This window comes from Frigoribacterium sp. CFBP 8759, from assembly GCF_014841655.1.
Taxonomy (GTDB): Bacteria; Actinomycetota; Actinomycetes; order Actinomycetales; family Microbacteriaceae; genus Frigoribacterium.
Genome location: NZ_JACYUH010000002.1, coordinates 631,915 through 650,205 on the forward strand (window position 1 = coordinate 631,915; position 18,291 = coordinate 650,205).

The following is an 18,291-nucleotide window of genomic DNA, read 5'->3' on the forward strand; positions in this document are numbered from 1 at the left end:
GACCAACCCACCCTCGGGAGAACCATGCAGACCGCCGAAATCCGCCGCCGTTGGCTCGACTACTTCGGCGATCGGGGCCACACCGTCGTCCCGTCCGCGTCCCTGGTCAGCGACGATCCCAGCCTGCTCTTCACCGTCGCGGGCATGGTCCCGTTCATCCCGTACCTCACGGGGCTCGTCCCGACGCCGTACCCGCGTGCCACCAGCGTCCAGAAGTGCATCCGCACCAACGACATCGAAGAGGTCGGCAAGACGCCGCGGCACGGCACGTTCTTCCAGATGAACGGCAACTTCTCGTTCGGCGACTACTTCAAGGAAGAGGCGATCGGCTACGCCTGGGAGCTCCTGACCTCGAGCGAGGCCGACGGAGGACTCGCGTTCTCGCCCGACGACCTCTGGGTGACGGTGTACGAGGAGGACGACGAGGCCATCGCCCTCTGGAAGAAGGTCGCCGGTCTGCCCGACGAGCGCATCCAGCGACTCGGCAAGGACTCCAACTACTGGCACACCGGCCAGCCGGGGCCCGCAGGTCCGTGCTCGGAGATCTTCTTCGACCGTGGTCCCGCCTACGGCGCCGACGGTGGCCCGGCGACGGACGACGACCGTTACGTCGAGATCTGGAACCTCGTGTTCATGCAGTACCAGATCGAGAACGTGCGCTCGAAGGTCGACTTCGACATCGTCCGCGAGCTGCCGAACAAGAACATCGACACCGGCATGGGTCTCGAGCGCGTGGCGTTCCTCAAGCAGGGCGTCGACAACATGTACGAGATCGACCAGGTGCGCCCCGTCCTCGACAAGGCCGCCGAGCTGTCGGGACGGCGCTACGGAGCCGTCCACGACGACGACGTGCGGATGCGGGTCATCGCCGACCACGTCCGCAGCTCGCTCATGTTGATGTCCGACGGGGTCCGCCCGTCCAACGAGGGTCGGGGCTACATCCTCCGCCGCCTCCTGCGCCGCACGGTCCGGTCGATGCGCTTGCTCGGCGTCGACGGCCCCACGTTCCCCTCGCTCTTCCCCGAGTCCCGCGACGCGATGAAGGCCGCCTACCCCGAGGTCGAGACCGACTACGAGCGCATCTCGCGCCTGGCCTACGCCGAGGAGGAGACCTTCCTCCGCACCCTGGCCGCCGGGACGAACATCCTCGACATCGCCGTCGACGACACGAAGCAGCGTGCCTCGGCGGGCACGACCCCGCAGCTGCAGGGCGACACGGCGTTCCTCCTGCACGACACCTTCGGGTTCCCCATCGACCTGACGCTCGAGATCGCGGAAGAGAGCGGTCTGACGGTCGATCGCGAGGCATTCGACCGACTCATGTCCGAGCAGCGTGCCCGGGCGAAGGCCGATGCCAAGTCCCGGAAGGTGGCCCTGGCCGACCTGAGCGTCTACAGCGCGTTCCGGGCCCAGGGCGAGACGGTCTTCACCGGCTACGACGAGCTCGACACCGAGACGCGCGTGCTGGGCCTGATCGTCGACGGGGCCGACGTCGACCGGGCCGTGGCGGGTGACATCTCCGAGGTGATCCTCGCCGAGACCTCCCTGTACGCCGAGTCCGGCGGTCAGGAAGCTGACTCGGGCCGCATCGTCGGCGTGGGCTTCGACCTCGAGGTCCTCGACGTGCAGAAGCCCGTCAAGGGGCTGATCAGCCACCGCGTCCAGGTGACGTCCGGCGAGGTGGGGGTCGGCGACACGGCGACCAGCGTGGTCGACCCGGCCTACCGCCGCGGCGCGACGCAGGCGCATTCGGCGACGCACCTGATCCACGCCGCCCTCCGGGAGGTGCTCGGCCCGGAGGCGCACCAGGCGGGGTCGTACAACAAGGCCGGATACATGCGGCTCGACTTCAACTGGAACCAGGCGCTGAGCCCGCAGACACGCTCCGAGATCGAGGAGATCGCGAACAACGCCATCCGCGACGACCTGCAGGTCGTCACCCGCGAGATGCCCCTCGACGACGCCCGCGCGCTGGGCGCCATGGCGCTGTTCGGTGAGAAGTACGGCGAGACGGTCCGCATGGTCGACATCGGTGGTCCCTGGTCGCGCGAGCTCTGCGCGGGCACCCATGTCTCGACCAGCTCGCAGGTCGGCCTCATCAACCTCGTCAGCGAGAGCTCGGTGGGGTCGACCAACCGCCGCGTCGAGTCCCTCGTCGGCATGGACGCATTCCGTGACTTCGCCGCCGAGCGGGCTCTCGTGTCCCAACTGACCTCGTCGCTCAAGACTCCCCGTGATCAGCTGGCCGACCGCATCGGCGACCTGGTCACGAGCCTCCGGACGGCAGAGAAGAAGATCGCCGAGTTCGAGTCCGCCCGCCTCGCCACCCGCGTCCCGGCGCTGGCCGAGACGGCGAGTCGGATCGGCGACCTCACGGTCGTCGCCGAATCGGTCGGGTCGCTCGCTTCGACCGACGACCTGCGGTCGCTCGCCCTGTCGGTCCGCGAACGCCTGGGCGCGTCCAGCGCCTCCGTCGTCGCCCTGGCAGCCGACGTCGCGGGCAAGCCCGCCGTGATCGTGGCCACCACGGACGGCGCGCGCCAGGCCGGCGTCAAGGCCGGCCGTCTCGCCAAGGGCGCCGCCGCGGCTCTCGGTGGCGGGGGCGGCGGCAAGGACGACCTCGCCCAGGGCGGCGGATCCGACGTCTCGGCCATCCCCACCGCGCTGGCCGGCATCGTCGCCGAGCTCGGGTCCTGAGGACGCTCGTGCGGCGCGGAGTCCGGATCGGCATCGACGTGGGCAAGGCCCGGGTCGGTGTCGCCCGCACCGATCCCGACGGTCTGCTCGCCACCCCGGTCGAGACGCTGGCGCGTTCGGCCGACGGCGTGGCCGACATCGGTGCCGTCCGGGACCTCGTCGTCGGACTCGACGCGCTCGAGGTGATCGTCGGGCTGCCCATCGCCCTATCGGGTCGCGACACGGCCTCCACCCAGGACGCCCGGGACTTCGCCGCGGCCGTCGCCCAGGCCGTGGCCGTGCCCGTGCGCCTCGTCGACGAGCGCCTGTCGACCGTGAGCGCCCAGGGCGCCCTCCGGGCCTCGGGCCGGAAGGGCAGGAGCCAGCGGTCCGTCATCGACCAAGTGGCCGCTGTTATCATCGTCCAGCACGCGCTCGACCTCGAGCGCTCGAGCGGTCGACCGCCCGGGCGGATGGTCGACGTGACCCGAGAGGCGAGCGGCGACGGTGCCGCACCCGCCACCGACGAGAGACAGTGATTCGTGGCCGACGAACCCGACTGGGACGACATCTTCGCGTCCCAACCCCAGAACGACCGCCCTGCCGACACCTCCGGACGACGACGGGGTGATCCGGGTGATGGTCGACCGGGCGACGCCGACGGTGCACCCCTCCGCCGCAGCACCCACGTCGACGCCCCCGCCCTGTCCCGCCGCGAACAGCGTGAGCGCGAGCGACAGGCCGAACCCGCCGTCGTTCCCTCCTCCGACGGTGGGGGGGACCGCCCCCGCGGACGCACGACGCGCGAACCGCGCGAACGGCGTTCCAAGAAGGGCCCGATCGTCCTCGCGTCCATCCTCGTGCTCGTCCTGGCCGGCGGAACCGCCGGCGTCGCCGCCGCCTGGGGGCAGGTACAGCCCCTGATCGCCAAGTTCACGGGTGACGACGAACCGGCCGACTACGCCGGCAGCGGGAACGGCACGCCCGTCGAGTTTGCCATCGTCTCGGGTCAGGTCGGCTCCGACATCGCGCAGAACCTCGCGGACGCGGGCGTCACGCAGAGCTACGAGTCGGCCTACTCGCTCCTCCTGTCGAACCCGTCGATGACCTTCCAACCGGGCACCTACACCCTGCAGCAGCAGATGAGCGCCCAGTCGGCCCTCGATGCACTGCAGGACAGCGCCAACCGCATCACCAACAAGGTCGTCATCCCCGAGGGGACCGTGGCGGCGGACGTCTACGAACTCCTGGCCACCGCGACGTCGATCCCCATCGCCGACGTCCAGGCCGCCGCTGCGGACTACACGTCGTTCGGGCTGCCCGCCGAGGCCACGAGCCTCGAGGGATGGCTCTTCCCGGCGACCTACGAACTCGACCCGGGCAAGACCGCCCACGACTACCTGCAGGACATGGTGACGACCATGACCCAGCACCTGCAGTCCGCCGGCGCACAGCCCGCCGACTACCAGAAGACCATCGTCTTCGCGTCGCTCGTCCAGAAAGAGGCCGGTCTGGCCGACGACTACCCGAAGGTCGCGCGGGTCTTCCAGAACCGTCTCGACCAGGGCATGCTCCTCCAGTCCGACGCGACGGTGGCCTACGGCACCGGCAACACCCACCGGGTCACGACGACCGACGAAGAGCGCGGTGACGCGAACAACGCCTACAACACCTACGTCCACGAGGGTCTGCCGGTCGGGCCGATCTCGAACCCCGGTGATCTCGCCCTGAACGCCGCCCTCAAGCCGGCCGACGGCACGTGGCTCTACTTCGTCACGGTCGATCTCGACTCGGGCGAGACGGCGTTCTCGACCACGTTCGCGGAGCACCAGGCCGCGGTCAAGCAGTGGCAGGCCTGGATGCGGGAGCACCCCGAGTACCAGTGACCGACCCACGGGACCCCTGGGCAGACCCACCGGTCCCGAGGGGCCGATCGACCGTCACACGGTCGGTCGGCCCCTCTCTCTGTGGGAAGATCGACACCATGCTTCGTTGGTTGACCGCTGGAGAATCTCACGGGCCCGAGCTCGTCGCCGTCCTCGAAGGGCTGCCGGCCGGCGTGCCGGTGTCGCTCGACGCGATCCGTGCCGACCTCGCCCGACGCAAACTGGGCTACGGCCGCGGCTCCCGCATGAAGTTCGAGCAGGACGAACTCAACATCTCGGGCGGCGTCCGTCACGGTCTGACCATGGGCAGCCCCGTGGCCCTGCGGATCGGCAACACCGAATGGCCGAAGTGGGTCGAGGTGATGAACCCCGAGCCCGTCGAGGTGAGTGAGGCCTCCCGGGGGCGGAGCGCGCCCCTCACCCGACCCCGTCCCGGCCACGCCGACCTCGTCGGCATGCAGAAGTACGACTTCGACGAGGCCCGTCCCATCCTCGAGCGGGCGAGCGCACGCGAGACGGCAGCGCGCGTCGCGCTCGGAGCCGTCGCCCGGTCGTTCCTCTCCGAGCTCGGCATCGAGCTCGTCAGCCACACCCTGTCGATCGGGCCCGTGCGCGTGCCCGACGGCAGCCCGGTGCCCGTCCCGACGGACGTGGACCGTCTCGACGACGACCCGTTGCGCTGCTTCGACCAGGCGACCAGCGCCCTCATGGTCGACGAGGTCGAGGCCGCCAAGAAAGACGGCGACACCCTGGGCGGCGTCGTCGAGGTGCTCGCCTACGGGGTGCCGCCCGGGCTCGGTTCGCACGTCCAGTGGGACCGTCGCCTCGACTCGCAGCTGGCCGCCGCGTTGATGGGCATCCAGGCGATCAAGGGAGTCGAGGTCGGCGACGGCTTCGAGACCACCCGGAGGCGCGGTTCCGTCGCCCACGACGAGCTCCACCGCACGGGAGGGGTCATCTCGCGTGACACCGATCGAGCCGGCGGCACCGAGGGGGGCATGAGCACCGGCACGGTCCTCCGCGTGCGTGCCGGCATGAAGCCCATCGCGACCGTGCCCCGGGCGCTGGCCACCGTCGACGTCACGAGCGGCGAAGAGAGCAAGGCGCACCACCAGCGCTCGGACGTCTGCGCGGTCCCGGCCGCCGGCGTCGTCGCCGAGTCGATGGTCGCCCTCGTCCTCGCGAACTCGATCCTGGAGAAGTTCGGCGGCGACTCGCTGGGCGAGACGGCGCGCAACCTGCGGGGCTACCTCGACGCCATCCCCGAGAACCTGCGGACTCAGCCGGCGTCCGCCGCCGAGTGACGGTCGCGCGGCCGGTCGTCCTGATCGGGCCCATGGGGGCGGGCAAGACGAGCATCGGCAAGAAGCTCTCTCGTCGTCTCGGCGTCCCGTTCGTCGACAGCGACCGTCTCGTCGTCCGGCGGCACGGGCCCATCGCCGACCTGTTCGACCGTCACGGCGAGGCCCACTTCCGGGCACTCGAACACGAGGCCGTGCTCGAGGCCCTGACCGGCGACGGGGTGGTGTCGCTGGGCGGGGGAGCCGTCCTCGACGAACGCACGCGCGCCTCCTTGTCCGGGTTGCCCGTCGTCCTGCTGACCGTGACGGCGGAGGCCGTCGAGTCGAGGCTGGCCGGGAGCACCCGGCCGCTGCTGCAGAGGGGCGGGATCGAGGCCTGGCGAGCCATCGCCGCCGAGCGCGATCCGGTCTACCGGGCACTGGCGTCCGCCGTGTTCGACACGTCCCACCGACCCGTCTCGACCGTCGTCGACGACATCGAGACCTGGCTCGACTCCGAGAGAGGCACCGCATGACCGACGCGACCGACACCACCACCATCCACGTCGGGGGAGACGCCCCGTACGACGTCCTGATCGGTCGGGGCCTCACCGGCCACCTGCCGGCGGTCCTGCACCCGCAGACCAAGAAGGTGCTGATCGTCCACGCCCCCACCTTGGGCCGCAAGGCCGGAGAGGTCCGCGACGCGCTCGTGGCGGCCGGCTACGAGGCCCTCATCGCCGAGGTGCCCGACGCCGAGGACGCCAAGCGCGTCGAGGTCGCCGCCTTCTGCTGGCAGGTGCTGGGCCAGGCCGACTTCACCCGCACCGACGCCGTCATCGGTCTCGGCGGCGGGGCGATCACCGACCTGGCGGGCTTCGTCGCCGGCACCTGGCTCCGAGGCGTCCCGCTGGTCCAGATGCCGACCAGCGTGCTGGGGCTCGTCGACGCGAGCGTCGGCGGCAAGACCGGAGTGAACACGGCCGAGGGCAAGAACCTCGTCGGTGTCTTCCACCCGCCCGTGGCGGTGCTCGCCGACCTCGACCACCTCGACACGCTCTCGAAGAACGAGATCCTCGCCGGTTTCGCCGAGGTCGTGAAGGTCGGGTTCATCGCCGAACCCGAGATCCTCGACATCGTCGAGGCGGACGTCGACCGGGCGACCGACCCGACCACGCCGGAGTTCCGACGGGTGGTCGAACTGGCGATCGGGCTCAAGGCCCGCGTCGTGGGCGAAGACCTCACCGAGCAGGGCCTGCGCGAGATCCTGAACTACGGCCACACCCTCGGCCACGCCGTCGAGCACGCCGAGCGTTACCAGTGGCGTCACGGGGCCGCGGTGTCGGTGGGCATGGTGTTCGCCGCCGAGCTCGCCCGCCTGACCGGCCGGCTGTCCGACGAGGCGGTCGACCGTCATCGCCGCATCCTCGAGTCACTGACCCTTCCCGTCTCGTATCCGCTCGGGCGCTGGAACACCCTGCTCGCCACCATGCAACGGGACAAGAAGGCGCGCGCGGGCCTGTTGCGCTTCATCGTCCTGGACGAGATCGGTCGGCCCACCGTGCTGCAGGGGCCCGACCAGAGCCTGCTCTTCGCGGCGTACCAAGAGATCGGTTCGTAGCCCTTCGGCCCTTCGGGGCGTCCGCTACACTCGACGATGGCCGATTCCGGCCGACCTCCCACCACCCCGAACGGATCATCCGCGCATGGCGACTACCAACGACATCAAGAACGGTGCCGTCCTCAACCTCGACGGTCAACTCTGGAACGTCATCGAGTTCCAGCACGTCAAGCCGGGCAAGGGTGGCGCGTTCGTCCGTACCAAGATGAAGAACGTGATGTCGGGCAAGGTCGTCGACAAGACGTTCAACGCCGGCACCAAGATCGATTTCGCCAACGTGGACCGTCGCGAGTACACGTACCTCTACGCCGAGGCCGACGGCTACGTGTTCATGGACACGAGCGACTACGACCAGATCAACGTGCCCGCCACGATCGTCGGCGACGCGAAGAACTTCATGCTCGAGAACCAGAACGTTCAGATGGCCCTGCACGACGGCGACCCGCTGTACATCGAGTTGCCCGCCTCGGTCATCCTCGAGGTCACGTACACCGAGCCCGGCCTCCAGGGCGACCGCTCGACCGGCGGGACGAAGCCCGCCACCGTCGAGACCGGCTACGAGATCCAGGTGCCGCTGTTCCTCGAGACCGGCACCAAGGTCAAGGTCGACACCCGCGACGGCGGCTACCTCGGCCGCGTCAACGACTAGTCGGTGAGCGCACGCACCAAGGCGCGCAAGCGCGCCCTCGACGTCCTGTACGTCGCCGACATCCGTCAGATCAGCATGACCGACGCACTCGTCGCCGAGACCCAGCGGGCCCTCGACCAGCCCGAGCGGGGTTCGAGCTGGGGCTATGCCCGCGACATCGTGCAGGGCGTCATCGACCACCGCGACGAGATCGACGAACTGATCGAGACGTACTCGCAGGGCTGGACCCTCGCGCGCATGCCCACCCTCGACCGCGGCATCATCCGGATCGGCATCTGGGAGCTGCGTCACAACGACGAGATCCCCGACGCCGTGGCGATCAGCGAGGCCGTCGAACTGGCCCAGACCCTCAGCACCGACGACTCCGCCTCGTTCGTCAACGGACTGCTCGGTCGGATCGCGACCGCGGACTGACCGCCGACCGGCCGCCGTCGTCGCCGGCCGGCTCGTCGGGCGTCCGACGAACCGCTAGGGTTGAGCGACCCACACCGACATCCTTTAAATTCCGTCCCGAGAGGCGGGGAAGGAGGTCCGATTGAGCACCCGTACCGTGCTGAGTCAGGCTGACATCGCGCGTGCCCTCACGCGCATCTCGCACGAGATCCTCGAGTCGAACAAAGGTGCCGACGACCTGGTCGTCCTGGGCATCCCGACGCGGGGGGTCGTGCTCGCCGACCGGCTCGCCGCGATCCTCTCGTCCATCTCGGGCAGCACCGTTCCCGTGGGGTCGGTCGACGTGACGATGTACCGGGACGACCTCCGGCGCCAGCCCACCCGGTCGCCCCGCCCCACGTCGGTGCCCTCCGGCGGCATCGACGGCAAGACCGTCGTCCTCGTCGACGACGTCCTCTACTCGGGCCGTACCATCCGTGCCGCGTTGGACGCCCTGAGCTCGATCGGTCGGCCGCGGGCCGTCCGCCTCGCGGTCCTCGTCGACCGCGGCCACCGAGAACTGCCCATCCGTGCCGACTTCGTGGGCAAGAACCTGCCGACCTCCACCGCCGAGCGCATCTTCGTGCGGCTGCACGGCGTCGACGACGACGAACTCGTCGCCATCGACGACGCCACGACCGCAGGAGGCGCGGGTGCCGCCTCCGCGCCCGTCACCACCCCGGGGGCGAATCGATGAGGCACCTGCTCAGCACCGCCGACCTCTCGCGCGACGAGTCGATCCGCGTCCTCGACGTCGCGGAGGACATGGCGGACGTCGCCACCCGCGAGGTGCGCAAGCTGCCGACGCTCCGCGGCATCACGGTCGTCAACCTGTTCTACGAGGACAGCACCCGTACGCGCATCTCGTTCGAGGCCGCCGCCAAGCGGCTCAGTGCGGACGTCATCAACTTCGCCGCCAAGGGGTCGAGCGTCTCCAAGGGCGAGTCCCTGAAGGACACGGCCCAGACCCTCGCCGCCATGGGGGCCGACGGCATCGTGATCCGCCACCCGTCGAGCGGCGCACCTCGTGTGCTGGCCGACAGCGGCTGGGTGGACGCCGGCATCGTCAACGCTGGCGACGGCACCCACGAACACCCCACGCAGGCCCTGCTCGACGCGTTCACGATCCGCCGGCGCGTCCACGGCGCGGCGAGCCGGGGGCGCGACCTCGACGGCGTCGAGGTGATGATCGTCGGTGACATCCTGCACTCGCGGGTGGCCCGTTCCAACGCGTGGTTGTTGCGGACGCTCGGGGCGCACGTCACGGTGGTCGCGCCTCCCACGCTGATCCCGGTGGACGTCAGCCGCTTCGGCGTCTCCGTCCGCTACGACCTCGACGAGGCCCTGGCCGAGGTGCGACCGGACGTCGTCATGATGCTGCGCATCCAACAGGAGCGCATGAACGACGCGTTCTTCCCCAACCCCCGCGAGTACGCCCGGTCCTGGGGGCTGGGTGCGATGCGGTTCCGGGCTCTGCCCGAGTCCACGCTCGTCATGCACCCCGGCCCGATGAACCGAGGCCTCGAGATCAGCGACGAGGCCGCCGACTCGCCGCGGTCCACCGTCCGTGAGCAGGTCACGAACGGCGTGGCCGTCCGCATGGCCGTGCTCTACCTCACCCTCGCCGGCGACCGGGAGGACGCATCGTGACCACCACCCACCTCATCCGGGGCGCCGAGACCGTCGACGGCACCCGCACCGACGTCGTCGTCAGTGACGGCGTCGTCGCCGAACTCGGCACCGGCCTGACCGCCGCCGGTGCGACGGTCACCGACGCCGACGGCCTGCTCCTGCTCCCCGGCCTCGTCGACCTCCACACCCACCTGCGCGAGCCGGGGGGAGAGGGCAGCGAGACCGTCCTGACCGGATCGCGCGCAGCGGCCGCCGGCGGGTACACCGCGGTCAACGCGATGGCCAACTCGTCACCCGTGGCCGACACCGCGGGGGTCGTCGAACAGGTGCAGGCGCTGGGGGAGCGGGCCGGCTTCGTGACCGTCCGCCCGATCGGCGCCGTGAGCCAGGGGCTGAAGGGGACCCACCTCTCCGAGATCGGTGCCATGGCCCGCTCGCGGGCCGCCGTCCGGGTCTTCTCCGACGACGGTTCCTGCGTCGCCGACCCATTGCTGATGCGTCGGGCCCTCGAGTACATCAAGGGGTTCGGGGGAGTCCTCGCCCAGCACGCCCAGGAGCCGAGGCTCACGGAGGGCGCCCAGATGAACGAGGGCGCACTGTCGGCCGAACTGGGCCTGGGAGGCTGGCCCGCGGTCGCCGAAGAGGCCATCATCGCCCGCGACGTCCTGCTCGCCGACCACGTCGGCGCCCGGCTGCACGTCTGCCACGTGTCGACGGCGGGCAGCGTCGAGGTCATCCGCTGGGCCAAGTCGCGCGGCATCGAGGTCACGGCCGAGGTGACGCCGCACCACCTCCTGCTGACGGAGGACCTCGTGTCGGGTTACGACTCACGGTTCAAGGTCAATCCGCCGCTGCGTCGCTCGGAAGACGTCGAGGCGTTGCGTGCCGCCCTGGCCGACGGCACGATCGACATCGTGGCCACCGACCACGCCCCGCACACGTCCGAGGCCAAGTGCTGCGAGTGGGACGCCGCCGCGAACGGCATGGTCGGCCTCGAGTCGGCCCTGTCGGTCGTCCACCACACGATGGTCGACACGGGGCTCGTCGGCTGGGCCGACGTCGCCCGCGTCATGTCGATCGCCCCGGCCGAGATCGGGCAGGTCGCCGGCCACGGTCGTCCCCTCGCCGTGGGCGAGCCCGCCGAGCTCACGCTCTACGATCGTGGGGTGACCCGCACGTTCTCGACCGAGCACCTCGCGGGCAAGAGCCGCAACTCGCCCTACCTCGGTCGCGTCCTGCCCGGACGGGTGCGGGCGACCTTCCACCAGGGCTACGCGACGGTGGTCGACGGGCACGTCGTCGAGAGCGAGGTCGTCGCCCACGCGGCTCGACTCGTCGACAGCGCCGCCGCCCTCGCCTCCGAGGGGACGCCCGCCCGATGAGCCAGTGGATCATCGCCGCGCTCATCCTCGTCGGCGTCGGACTGCTGATCGGTCTGATGGCCCGGTCCTGGCGCGCCAGGGGGCGGCGTCAGTCCGACATCCCCGCCCCCGACCGGGCGCCCGACGACCTCTCGGCCCCCGTCCTCGCCGTCGATGCCCTCTACGTCGCCACGTCACGGGGCGGTGACCCGCTCGACCGCGTCGTCGTGCACGGCCTCGGGTTCCGCGGTCGGGCGATCGTGTCCGTCCACGCCGAGGGCGTGCGCCTGGAGATCGCGGGCGAACCGGCCGTGCTGATCCGCGCCTCCTCGTTGCGGGGCGTCGACCGTGCGACCTGGACCATCGACCGCGTCGTCGAGCGGGACGGCCTCGTCCTCGTCGGCTGGCGCCTCGGCGACGTCGACCTCGACACCTACCTGCGCATCACCGACGACCCGGCACCCGTCGTCGCCGCGATCCGCCCCCTCGTCCCCACGGCCCCCGGGGCCGGCACCACCAAGGAGAAGACCATTGACTGACGCCGCCACCACCGAGAGGGCCGTGCTGGTCCTCGCCGACGGCACCCGGTACACGGGCCGTGCCTACGGCGCCGTCGGACGCACCCTCGGCGAGGTCGTCTTCGCGACCGGCATGACCGGCTACCAGGAGACCCTCACCGACCCGTCGTACGCCGGGCAGATCGTCGTCATGACGGCACCGCACATCGGCAACACGGGCGTGAACGACACCGACCCCGAGTCACGCCGCATCTGGGTCGCCGGGTACGTCGTGCGGGACGCGAGCCGGGTGGTCTCGAACCACCGGGCGCAGGGCAGCCTCGACGACCAGCTCGTCGCCGACGGCATCGTCGGCATCCGCGGCATCGACACCCGCGCCGTCACGCGCCGTCTGCGCGAGGTCGGCTCGATGAAGGGCGGGGTCTTCAGCGGTCCCGACGCGGAGCTCGACCCCGACGAGCAGCTGTCCCTCGTCACCGCCGGGGCGGACATGCGCGGCCTCAACCTCTCGAGCCAGGTGTCGACGGTCGAGCCGTACGTCCTGCACGCCGAGGGCGACCGCATCGGCTCCGTCGCGGTGCTCGACCTGGGCGTGAAGACCTCGACGCTCCGCTACCTGGCGCAGCGCGGCTTCGAGGTGCACGTGCTGCCGCAGTCCACGACCCTGGACGAGCTCCGTGCCCTCGCCCCCGACGCGCTCTTCTACTCGAACGGCCCGGGCGACCCGGCGGCGAGCGACTCCCAGGTCGAACTGCTGCAGGGTGCCCTGCGGGACGGGCTGCCCTACTTCGGCATCTGCTTCGGCAACCAGCTCTTCGGCCGGGCCCTGGGATTCGGCACGTACAAGCTGCCCTTCGGCCACCGTGGCATCAACCAACCCGTGCTCGACAAGACGACGAACAAGGTCGAGATCACCAGCCAGAACCACGGCTTCGCGGTCGACGCACCCATCGACGGCGTCCTCGACTCCCCGGCCGGCTTCGGTCGGGTCGAGGTCAGCCACTACAGCCTGAACGACCAGGTCGTCGAGGGCCTCCGTGCCCTCGACATCCCCGCGTTCTCGGTGCAGTACCACCCCGAGGCCGCCGCGGGCCCCCACGACAGCAACCACCTCTTCGACCGCTTCCGCGAGGCGGTCGTCGCCCGCACGAACGGCCAGGCCGTCGACTTCGGCTCCGACATCGAAAGCAGCAACTGATGCCCAAGCGTGACGACATCAACTCCGTCCTCGTGATCGGCTCCGGGCCGATCGTCATCGGCCAGGCGGCCGAGTTCGACTACTCGGGCACCCAGGCGTGCCGCGTGCTGCGTGAAGAAGGGGTCCGGGTCATCCTCGTCAACCCGAACCCGGCCACGATCATGACCGACCCCGACTTCGCCGACGCGACGTACATCGAGCCCATCACGTCCGAGGTGCTCGAGGCGATCATCGTGAAGGAGCGCCCCGACGCGATCCTGCCCACCCTCGGCGGGCAGACGGCCCTGAACGCCGCCATCGCCCTCGACGAAGAAGGCATCCTCGCCAAGCACGGCGTCGAGTTGATCGGCGCCAAGGTCGAGGCCATCCAGAAGGGCGAGGACCGCCAGCTCTTCAAGAAGCTCGTGCTGGAGTCCGGTGCCGACGTCGCCAAGTCGTACATCGCCACGACGGTCGACCAGGCCGTCGAGTACGCCGAAGACCTCGGGTACCCGCTGGTCATCCGGCCCTCGTTCACCATGGGCGGGCTCGGATCGGGCTTCGCCTACACCCGTGACGAGCTCGTCCGCATGGTCACGGACGGCCTGCACCAGAGCCCGACCACCGAGGTGCTCCTCGAGGAGAGCATCCTCGGCTGGAAGGAGTACGAGCTCGAGATGATGCGGGACACGGCCGACAACACGGTCGTGGTCTGCTCGATCGAGAACGTCGACCCCGTCGGCGTCCACACCGGCGACTCGATCACCGTCGCCCCGGCGCTCACCCTGACCGACCGCGAGTACCAGAACCTGCGCGACATCAGCATCGACATCATCCGTCGCGTGGGCGTCGACACGGGCGGCTGCAACATCCAGTTCGCGGTGGACCCCGCGGACGGCCGCGTCATCGTCATCGAGATGAACCCCCGCGTGTCGCGCTCGAGCGCCCTGGCGTCGAAGGCGACCGGCTTCCCGATCGCCAAGATCGCGGCGAAGCTCGCCCTCGGGTACCGTCTCGACGAGATCCCGAACGACATCACGAAGGTGACCCCCGCCTCCTTCGAGCCGACGCTCGACTACGTCGTCGTCAAGGTGCCCCGGTTCGCCTTCGAGAAGTTCCCGGCGGCCGACACGACGCTGACCACGACGATGAAGAGCGTGGGCGAGGCCATGGCCCTCGGCCGCAACTTCACGCAGGCGCTGCAGAAGTCGCTCCGGTCGCTCGAGAAGCGTGGCTCGAGCTTCCACTGGCAGGGCGAGCCCGGAGACGAGGAGGCGCTGCTCGCGTTGTCGTCGACGCCCACGGACGGCCGCATCGTCACCGTGCAGCAGGCCCTGCGGGCCGGCGCCACCGCCGAGCAGGTCTTCGACGCCACGAAGATCGACCCCTGGTTCATCGACCAGGTCGTGTTGATCAACGAGGTCGCCGAGCAGGTCGCCGCGGCGGCCGAGCTCGACGCGGACGTGCTCGTCCTCGCGAAGGACCACGGCTTCAGCGACGACCAGATCGGCCAGTTGCGCGGTCTCTCCGAGCAGCAGGTCCGCGATCACCGGCACGCCCTCGACGTGCGTCCCGTCTTCAAGACCGTCGACACCTGCGCGGGGGAGTTCCCCGCGCTGACGCCGTACCACTACTCGAGCTACGACGCCGAGACCGAGGTCGTGGCCAGCGATCGCCGCAAGGTGATCATCCTCGGCTCCGGGCCGAACCGCATCGGGCAGGGCGTCGAGTTCGACTACTCGTGCGTCCACGCGAGCTTCGCCCTGAGCGACGCCGGGTTCGAGACGATCATGATCAACTGCAACCCCGAGACGGTGTCGACCGACTACGACACGAGCGACCGGTTGTACTTCGAGCCGCTCACCCTCGAGGACGTCCTCGAGGTGGTCCACGCCGAGAGCGCCAGCGGCGAGCTCGTCGGCGTCGTCGTGCAGCTCGGCGGCCAGACGGCCCTCGGCCTGTCGAAGGGCCTCGAGGCCGCGGGCGTGCCCATCCTCGGCACGACGCCCGACGCGATCGACTCGGCCGAAGAACGAGGCCTCTTCCAGGGCATCCTCGACGCCGCCGGCCTGCTCGCGCCGCGCAACGGCACGGCGACCGACTACGACAGCGCCGTCGCCGTCGCCGAAGAGATCGGCTACCCGGTGCTGGTGCGTCCGTCGTACGTGCTCGGTGGCCGCGGCATGGAGATCGTCTACGACAGCCCCTCGCTCGCCGACTACTTCGAACGGGTCGCCGACCAGGCCATCATCGGACCGGAGGCACCCCTGCTGGTCGACCGGTTCCTGGACGACGCCGTCGAGATCGACGTCGACGCGCTCTACGACGGCACCGAGCTCTACGTCGGCGGCATCATGGAGCACATCGAGGAGGCCGGCATCCACTCCGGGGACTCGAGCTGCACCCTTCCGCCCGTCACGCTCGGGAAGGGCGAGATCGACCGCGTCCGCGACGCGACCCTCGCCATCGCGAAGGGCATCGGCGTGTCCGGTCTGCTGAACGTGCAGTTCGCGATCGCAGCCGGCGTGCTCTACGTCATCGAGGCCAACCCCCGGGCGAGCCGCACGGTGCCCTTCGTCTCGAAGGCCCTCGGCATCCCGTTGGCCAAGGCGGCCTCGCTCATCATGGTCGGCCACAGCGTGCGCGACCTCGTGGAGACCGGTCTGCTGCCCGAGCAGGACGGATCGGACGTCCCCCTCGACTCGCCGATCTCGGTGAAGGAAGCCGTGCTCCCCTTCAAGCGGTTCCGCACGAAGGAGGGCCAGGTCGTCGACAGCGTCCTCAGCCCCGAGATGCGCTCCACGGGCGAGGTCATGGGCATCGACCGCGACTTCCCCCGGGCGTTCGCGAAGAGCCAGACGGCGGCGTACGGCGGCCTCCCCACCTCGGGCACCGTCTTCGTCAGCGTCGCCGATCGCGACAAGCGGGCCATCGTGTTGCCGGTGCTGCGCCTCCAGCAGCTCGGCTTCCGCATCCTGGCGACCGAGGGGACGGCCACCGTCCTCGTCCGCAACGGCATCCACGCCGACACCGTCGACAAGTTCAGCGCCGGAGGCCACTCGGTCGTCGACCTGATCAACGCCGACGAGGTCGACATCGTGATCAACACCCCGAGCGGCTCGAGCGCGAGGGCCGACGGCTACGAGATCCGTGCGGCGACGGTCGCAGCCGACAAGGCGCTCTTCACGACCATCGCCCAGCTCGGTGCGGCCGTCGCCTCGATCGAGGCCGTCCAGAGCGACCTCGAGGTGACGAGCCTGCAGGACTACGGCCTCGCCCGGGCGGCCCGACGGTGAGCTCGACGTTCGGCGACCGGCTCGCGGCGGCCTTCGCCGCGACCGGTCCGCTCTGCGTCGGCATCGATCCCCATCCCTACCTCCTCGACCAATGGGGCCTGCCGTCCGACGCCTCGGGTGTCCGTGAGTTCGGCCTGCGCGTCCTCGACGGTCTGGTCGGCTCGGCGACGATCGTGAAACCGCAGGTCGCGTTCTTCGAACGGTGGGGCTCTGCGGGGTTCGCAGCCCTCGAAGACGTCCTCGAGGCCGGTCGCGAGCGGGGCCTGGTGCAGATCGGCGACGCGAAGCGGGGCGACATCGGCTCGACGATGGACGCCTACGGTGAGGCTTGGTTCGGGGCGTCGTCACCGCTGCGGGTCGACGCGCTGACGGTCTCGCCCTATCTCGGCTTCGACTCCATGACCGGACTGGTCACCCGGGCACGGGCCGTCGGCGCCGGCGTCTTCGTGCTGGCCGCGACGTCCAACGTCGAGGCCCTCGCCACCCAGACGGCCGTCCGGACGGACGACCACGGCGCGGAGGGCACCGTCGCGAGCGGTATCGTCGACGACGTGCTCCATGACAACCAGACGGCGGGCGACGCTCCGTTCGGCAGCGTCGGCCTCGTGCTCGGCGCGACCGTCGACCTCGACGACTACGGCATCGACGCCGCCCGACTGACGACGACGCCGGTGCTCGCCCCGGGGTTCGGCCACCAGGGCGCGACCTATGCCGACCTGCCGCGGCTCTTCGGCCCCGCGGCCGGTGCCGTGCTGGTCTCCGCCTCCCGAGCCCTGCTCTCGGCGGGTCCGGAAGGGTTCGCCGACGCGGTCCGTCGTGATGCCGACGAGGTGCGTTCGTGCCTCGTCTGACCCCGCCTCCCGTCGACCGTGCCGCTGCGGCCCGAGCCGCCGTGGCCGCGCGTCGCGGTCGCGCCGCCGTCAAGAACGCCGTCGCCTCCCGGACCCGCAGCGCCCTCGACGTCGCCGAGTCCGCCTGGGCCGGTGAACCCACGAGCCCCGAGGGGTCGCTCAGGGTCCGCGAACTCCTGACCAGCATCCCGGGCATCGGTCCGACCCGCGTCGCCCGCATCATGACCGAGCTCGGCATCGCCGAGTCGAAGCGCGTCGGCGGACTCGGGGTGAGGCAACGCCGCATCCTCGGCGACTGGCTGGCCGTCCGCGAGTCGAAGGGGCGCCTCCGGTCCCGGCTGGTCGTCCTGGCGGGCCCCACGGCCGTGGGCAAGGGCACGGTCTCGACCTACATCCGCGAGAACTACCCCGACGTGCACCTCAGCGTGTCGGCGACGACCCGTGCCCCGCGACCCGGCGAGGTCGACGGGGTCCACTACTACTTCGTGGACGACGCGGAGTTCGACCGCATGATCCGCGACCGCGAACTGCTCGAGTACGCCACGGTGCACAACTCGTACCGCTACGGCACGCCCCGCCCTCCGTTGGACGCCGCGTTGAACGAGGGGCGCAGCGTGCTGCTCGAGATCGACCTGCAGGGCGCTCGACTCGTCCGGGCCGCCATGCCCGAGGCCGTGCTCGTGTTCCTGCTGCCCCCGACCTGGGACGAACTCGTCCGTCGACTCATCGGTCGGGGTACCGAGGACGCCGCCGAACAGCAACGCCGACTCGAGACCGCGAAGGTCGAACTGGCCGCCCAGGACGAGTTCGACGCGCGTGTCGTGAACCACGACGTGGCCGAAGCGGCCCGGGAGGTCGTAGAATTGATGACTGCGCCCGAACCGGGCCGCACCCGCGCGTGACCCGCGCCCC

At 70.4% G+C, this 18,291-nt stretch carries 16 protein-coding genes; all 16 read left to right on the forward strand.

The window, feature by feature from the left end:
- Positions 1-24 precede the first annotated feature (24 nt).
- The 16 genes from alaS to gmk all read left to right on the forward strand — a co-directional run bounded on the left by alaS (position 25) and on the right by gmk (position 18,281).
- Positions 25-2,697, forward strand: a complete 2,673-nt coding sequence (gene alaS / locus IFT79_RS08240) for an alanine--tRNA ligase (RefSeq protein ID WP_192123616.1) — start codon at positions 25-27, stop codon at positions 2,695-2,697.
- An 8-nt stretch (positions 2,698-2,705) separates the two neighbouring features.
- Positions 2,706-3,215, forward strand: a complete 510-nt coding sequence (ruvX, locus tag IFT79_RS08245) for a Holliday junction resolvase RuvX (RefSeq protein WP_056045348.1) — start codon at positions 2,706-2,708, stop codon at positions 3,213-3,215.
- 3 nt (positions 3,216-3,218) lie between these two features.
- Entirely contained in the window at positions 3,219-4,562 is a 1,344-nt protein-coding gene (gene mltG, locus IFT79_RS08250; protein ID WP_192123618.1) for an endolytic transglycosylase MltG, read from the forward strand.
- Between the two features lie 98 nt (positions 4,563-4,660).
- Positions 4,661-5,866 (forward strand): chorismate synthase, encoded by a 1,206-nt coding sequence (gene aroC, locus IFT79_RS08255; protein WP_192123620.1) that lies wholly within the window; start codon positions 4,661-4,663, stop codon positions 5,864-5,866.
- Positions 5,867-5,898: 32 nt separating this feature from the next.
- Positions 5,899-6,378, forward strand: a complete 480-nt coding sequence (locus tag IFT79_RS08260) for a shikimate kinase (RefSeq protein WP_159828566.1) — start codon at positions 5,899-5,901, stop codon at positions 6,376-6,378.
- Positions 6,375-7,463 (forward strand): 3-dehydroquinate synthase, encoded by a 1,089-nt coding sequence (gene aroB / locus IFT79_RS08265; RefSeq protein WP_056045338.1) that lies wholly within the window; start codon positions 6,375-6,377, stop codon positions 7,461-7,463. The genes IFT79_RS08260 and aroB overlap by 4 nt, the downstream gene beginning before the upstream one ends.
- A gap of 85 nt (positions 7,464-7,548) precedes the next feature.
- Positions 7,549-8,112: an elongation factor P gene (gene efp / locus IFT79_RS08270; RefSeq protein WP_043592746.1), complete on the forward strand. Its 564-nt coding sequence runs from the start codon at positions 7,549-7,551 to the stop codon at positions 8,110-8,112.
- 3 nt (positions 8,113-8,115) lie between these two features.
- Entirely contained in the window at positions 8,116-8,526 is a 411-nt protein-coding gene (nusB, locus tag IFT79_RS08275) for a transcription antitermination factor NusB (RefSeq protein ID WP_043592748.1), read from the forward strand.
- Between the two features lie 121 nt (positions 8,527-8,647).
- On the forward strand, positions 8,648-9,241 hold the full coding sequence (gene pyrR / locus IFT79_RS08280; RefSeq protein ID WP_192123622.1) for a bifunctional pyr operon transcriptional regulator/uracil phosphoribosyltransferase PyrR: 594 nt from the start codon (positions 8,648-8,650) through the stop codon (positions 9,239-9,241).
- The gene (locus tag IFT79_RS08285; protein WP_056045330.1) at positions 9,238-10,194 is read left to right on the forward strand and encodes an aspartate carbamoyltransferase catalytic subunit; all 957 of its coding nucleotides are present in this window, start codon (positions 9,238-9,240) and stop codon (positions 10,192-10,194) included. The genes pyrR and IFT79_RS08285 overlap by 4 nt, the downstream gene beginning before the upstream one ends.
- Entirely contained in the window at positions 10,191-11,558 is a 1,368-nt protein-coding gene (locus tag IFT79_RS08290) for a dihydroorotase (protein WP_192123624.1), read from the forward strand. Before IFT79_RS08285 ends, IFT79_RS08290 begins: the two co-directional genes overlap by 4 nt.
- Positions 11,555-12,076 carry a PH-like domain-containing protein gene (locus tag IFT79_RS08295; protein WP_056045324.1) on the forward strand — a complete coding sequence of 174 codons (522 nt, stop codon included), beginning with the start codon at positions 11,555-11,557 and terminating at the stop codon, positions 12,074-12,076. The genes IFT79_RS08290 and IFT79_RS08295 overlap by 4 nt, the downstream gene beginning before the upstream one ends.
- The gene (gene carA, locus IFT79_RS08300; RefSeq protein ID WP_056045322.1) at positions 12,069-13,253 is read left to right on the forward strand and encodes a glutamine-hydrolyzing carbamoyl-phosphate synthase small subunit; all 1,185 of its coding nucleotides are present in this window, start codon (positions 12,069-12,071) and stop codon (positions 13,251-13,253) included. Before IFT79_RS08295 ends, carA begins: the two co-directional genes overlap by 8 nt.
- Complete coding sequence (gene carB / locus IFT79_RS08305; RefSeq protein ID WP_192123627.1) at positions 13,253-16,528, forward strand: carbamoyl-phosphate synthase large subunit; 3,276 nt, start codon at positions 13,253-13,255, stop codon at positions 16,526-16,528. The genes carA and carB overlap by 1 nt, the downstream gene beginning before the upstream one ends.
- Positions 16,525-17,379, forward strand: coding sequence for an orotidine-5'-phosphate decarboxylase (gene pyrF, locus IFT79_RS08310; protein WP_192123628.1), 855 nt, complete (start codon positions 16,525-16,527; stop codon positions 17,377-17,379). The genes carB and pyrF overlap by 4 nt, the downstream gene beginning before the upstream one ends.
- Positions 17,367-18,281, forward strand: a complete 915-nt coding sequence (gene gmk, locus IFT79_RS08315; protein ID WP_056045311.1) for a guanylate kinase — start codon at positions 17,367-17,369, stop codon at positions 18,279-18,281. The genes pyrF and gmk overlap by 13 nt, the downstream gene beginning before the upstream one ends.
- Positions 18,282-18,291 lie beyond the last annotated feature (10 nt).

Bases quoted from the DNA above. Each gene is read 5' to 3' on its own strand.
- aroC (WP_192123620.1), top strand. From the start codon at position 4,661: ATGCTTCGTTGGTTGACCGCTGGAGAATCTCACGGGCCCGAGCTCGTC.
- IFT79_RS08260 (WP_159828566.1), top strand. From the start codon at position 5,899: ATGGGGGCGGGCAAGACGAGCATCGGCAAGAAGCTCTCTCGTCGTCTC.
- alaS (WP_192123616.1), top strand. From the start codon at position 25: ATGCAGACCGCCGAAATCCGCCGCCGTTGGCTCGACTACTTCGGCGAT.
- carB (WP_192123627.1), top strand. From the start codon at position 13,253: ATGCCCAAGCGTGACGACATCAACTCCGTCCTCGTGATCGGCTCCGGG.
- aroB (WP_056045338.1), top strand. From the start codon at position 6,375: ATGACCGACGCGACCGACACCACCACCATCCACGTCGGGGGAGACGCC.
- efp (WP_043592746.1), top strand. From the start codon at position 7,549: ATGGCGACTACCAACGACATCAAGAACGGTGCCGTCCTCAACCTCGAC.
- IFT79_RS08295 (WP_056045324.1), top strand. From the start codon at position 11,555: ATGAGCCAGTGGATCATCGCCGCGCTCATCCTCGTCGGCGTCGGACTG.
- IFT79_RS08285 (WP_056045330.1), top strand. From the start codon at position 9,238: ATGAGGCACCTGCTCAGCACCGCCGACCTCTCGCGCGACGAGTCGATC.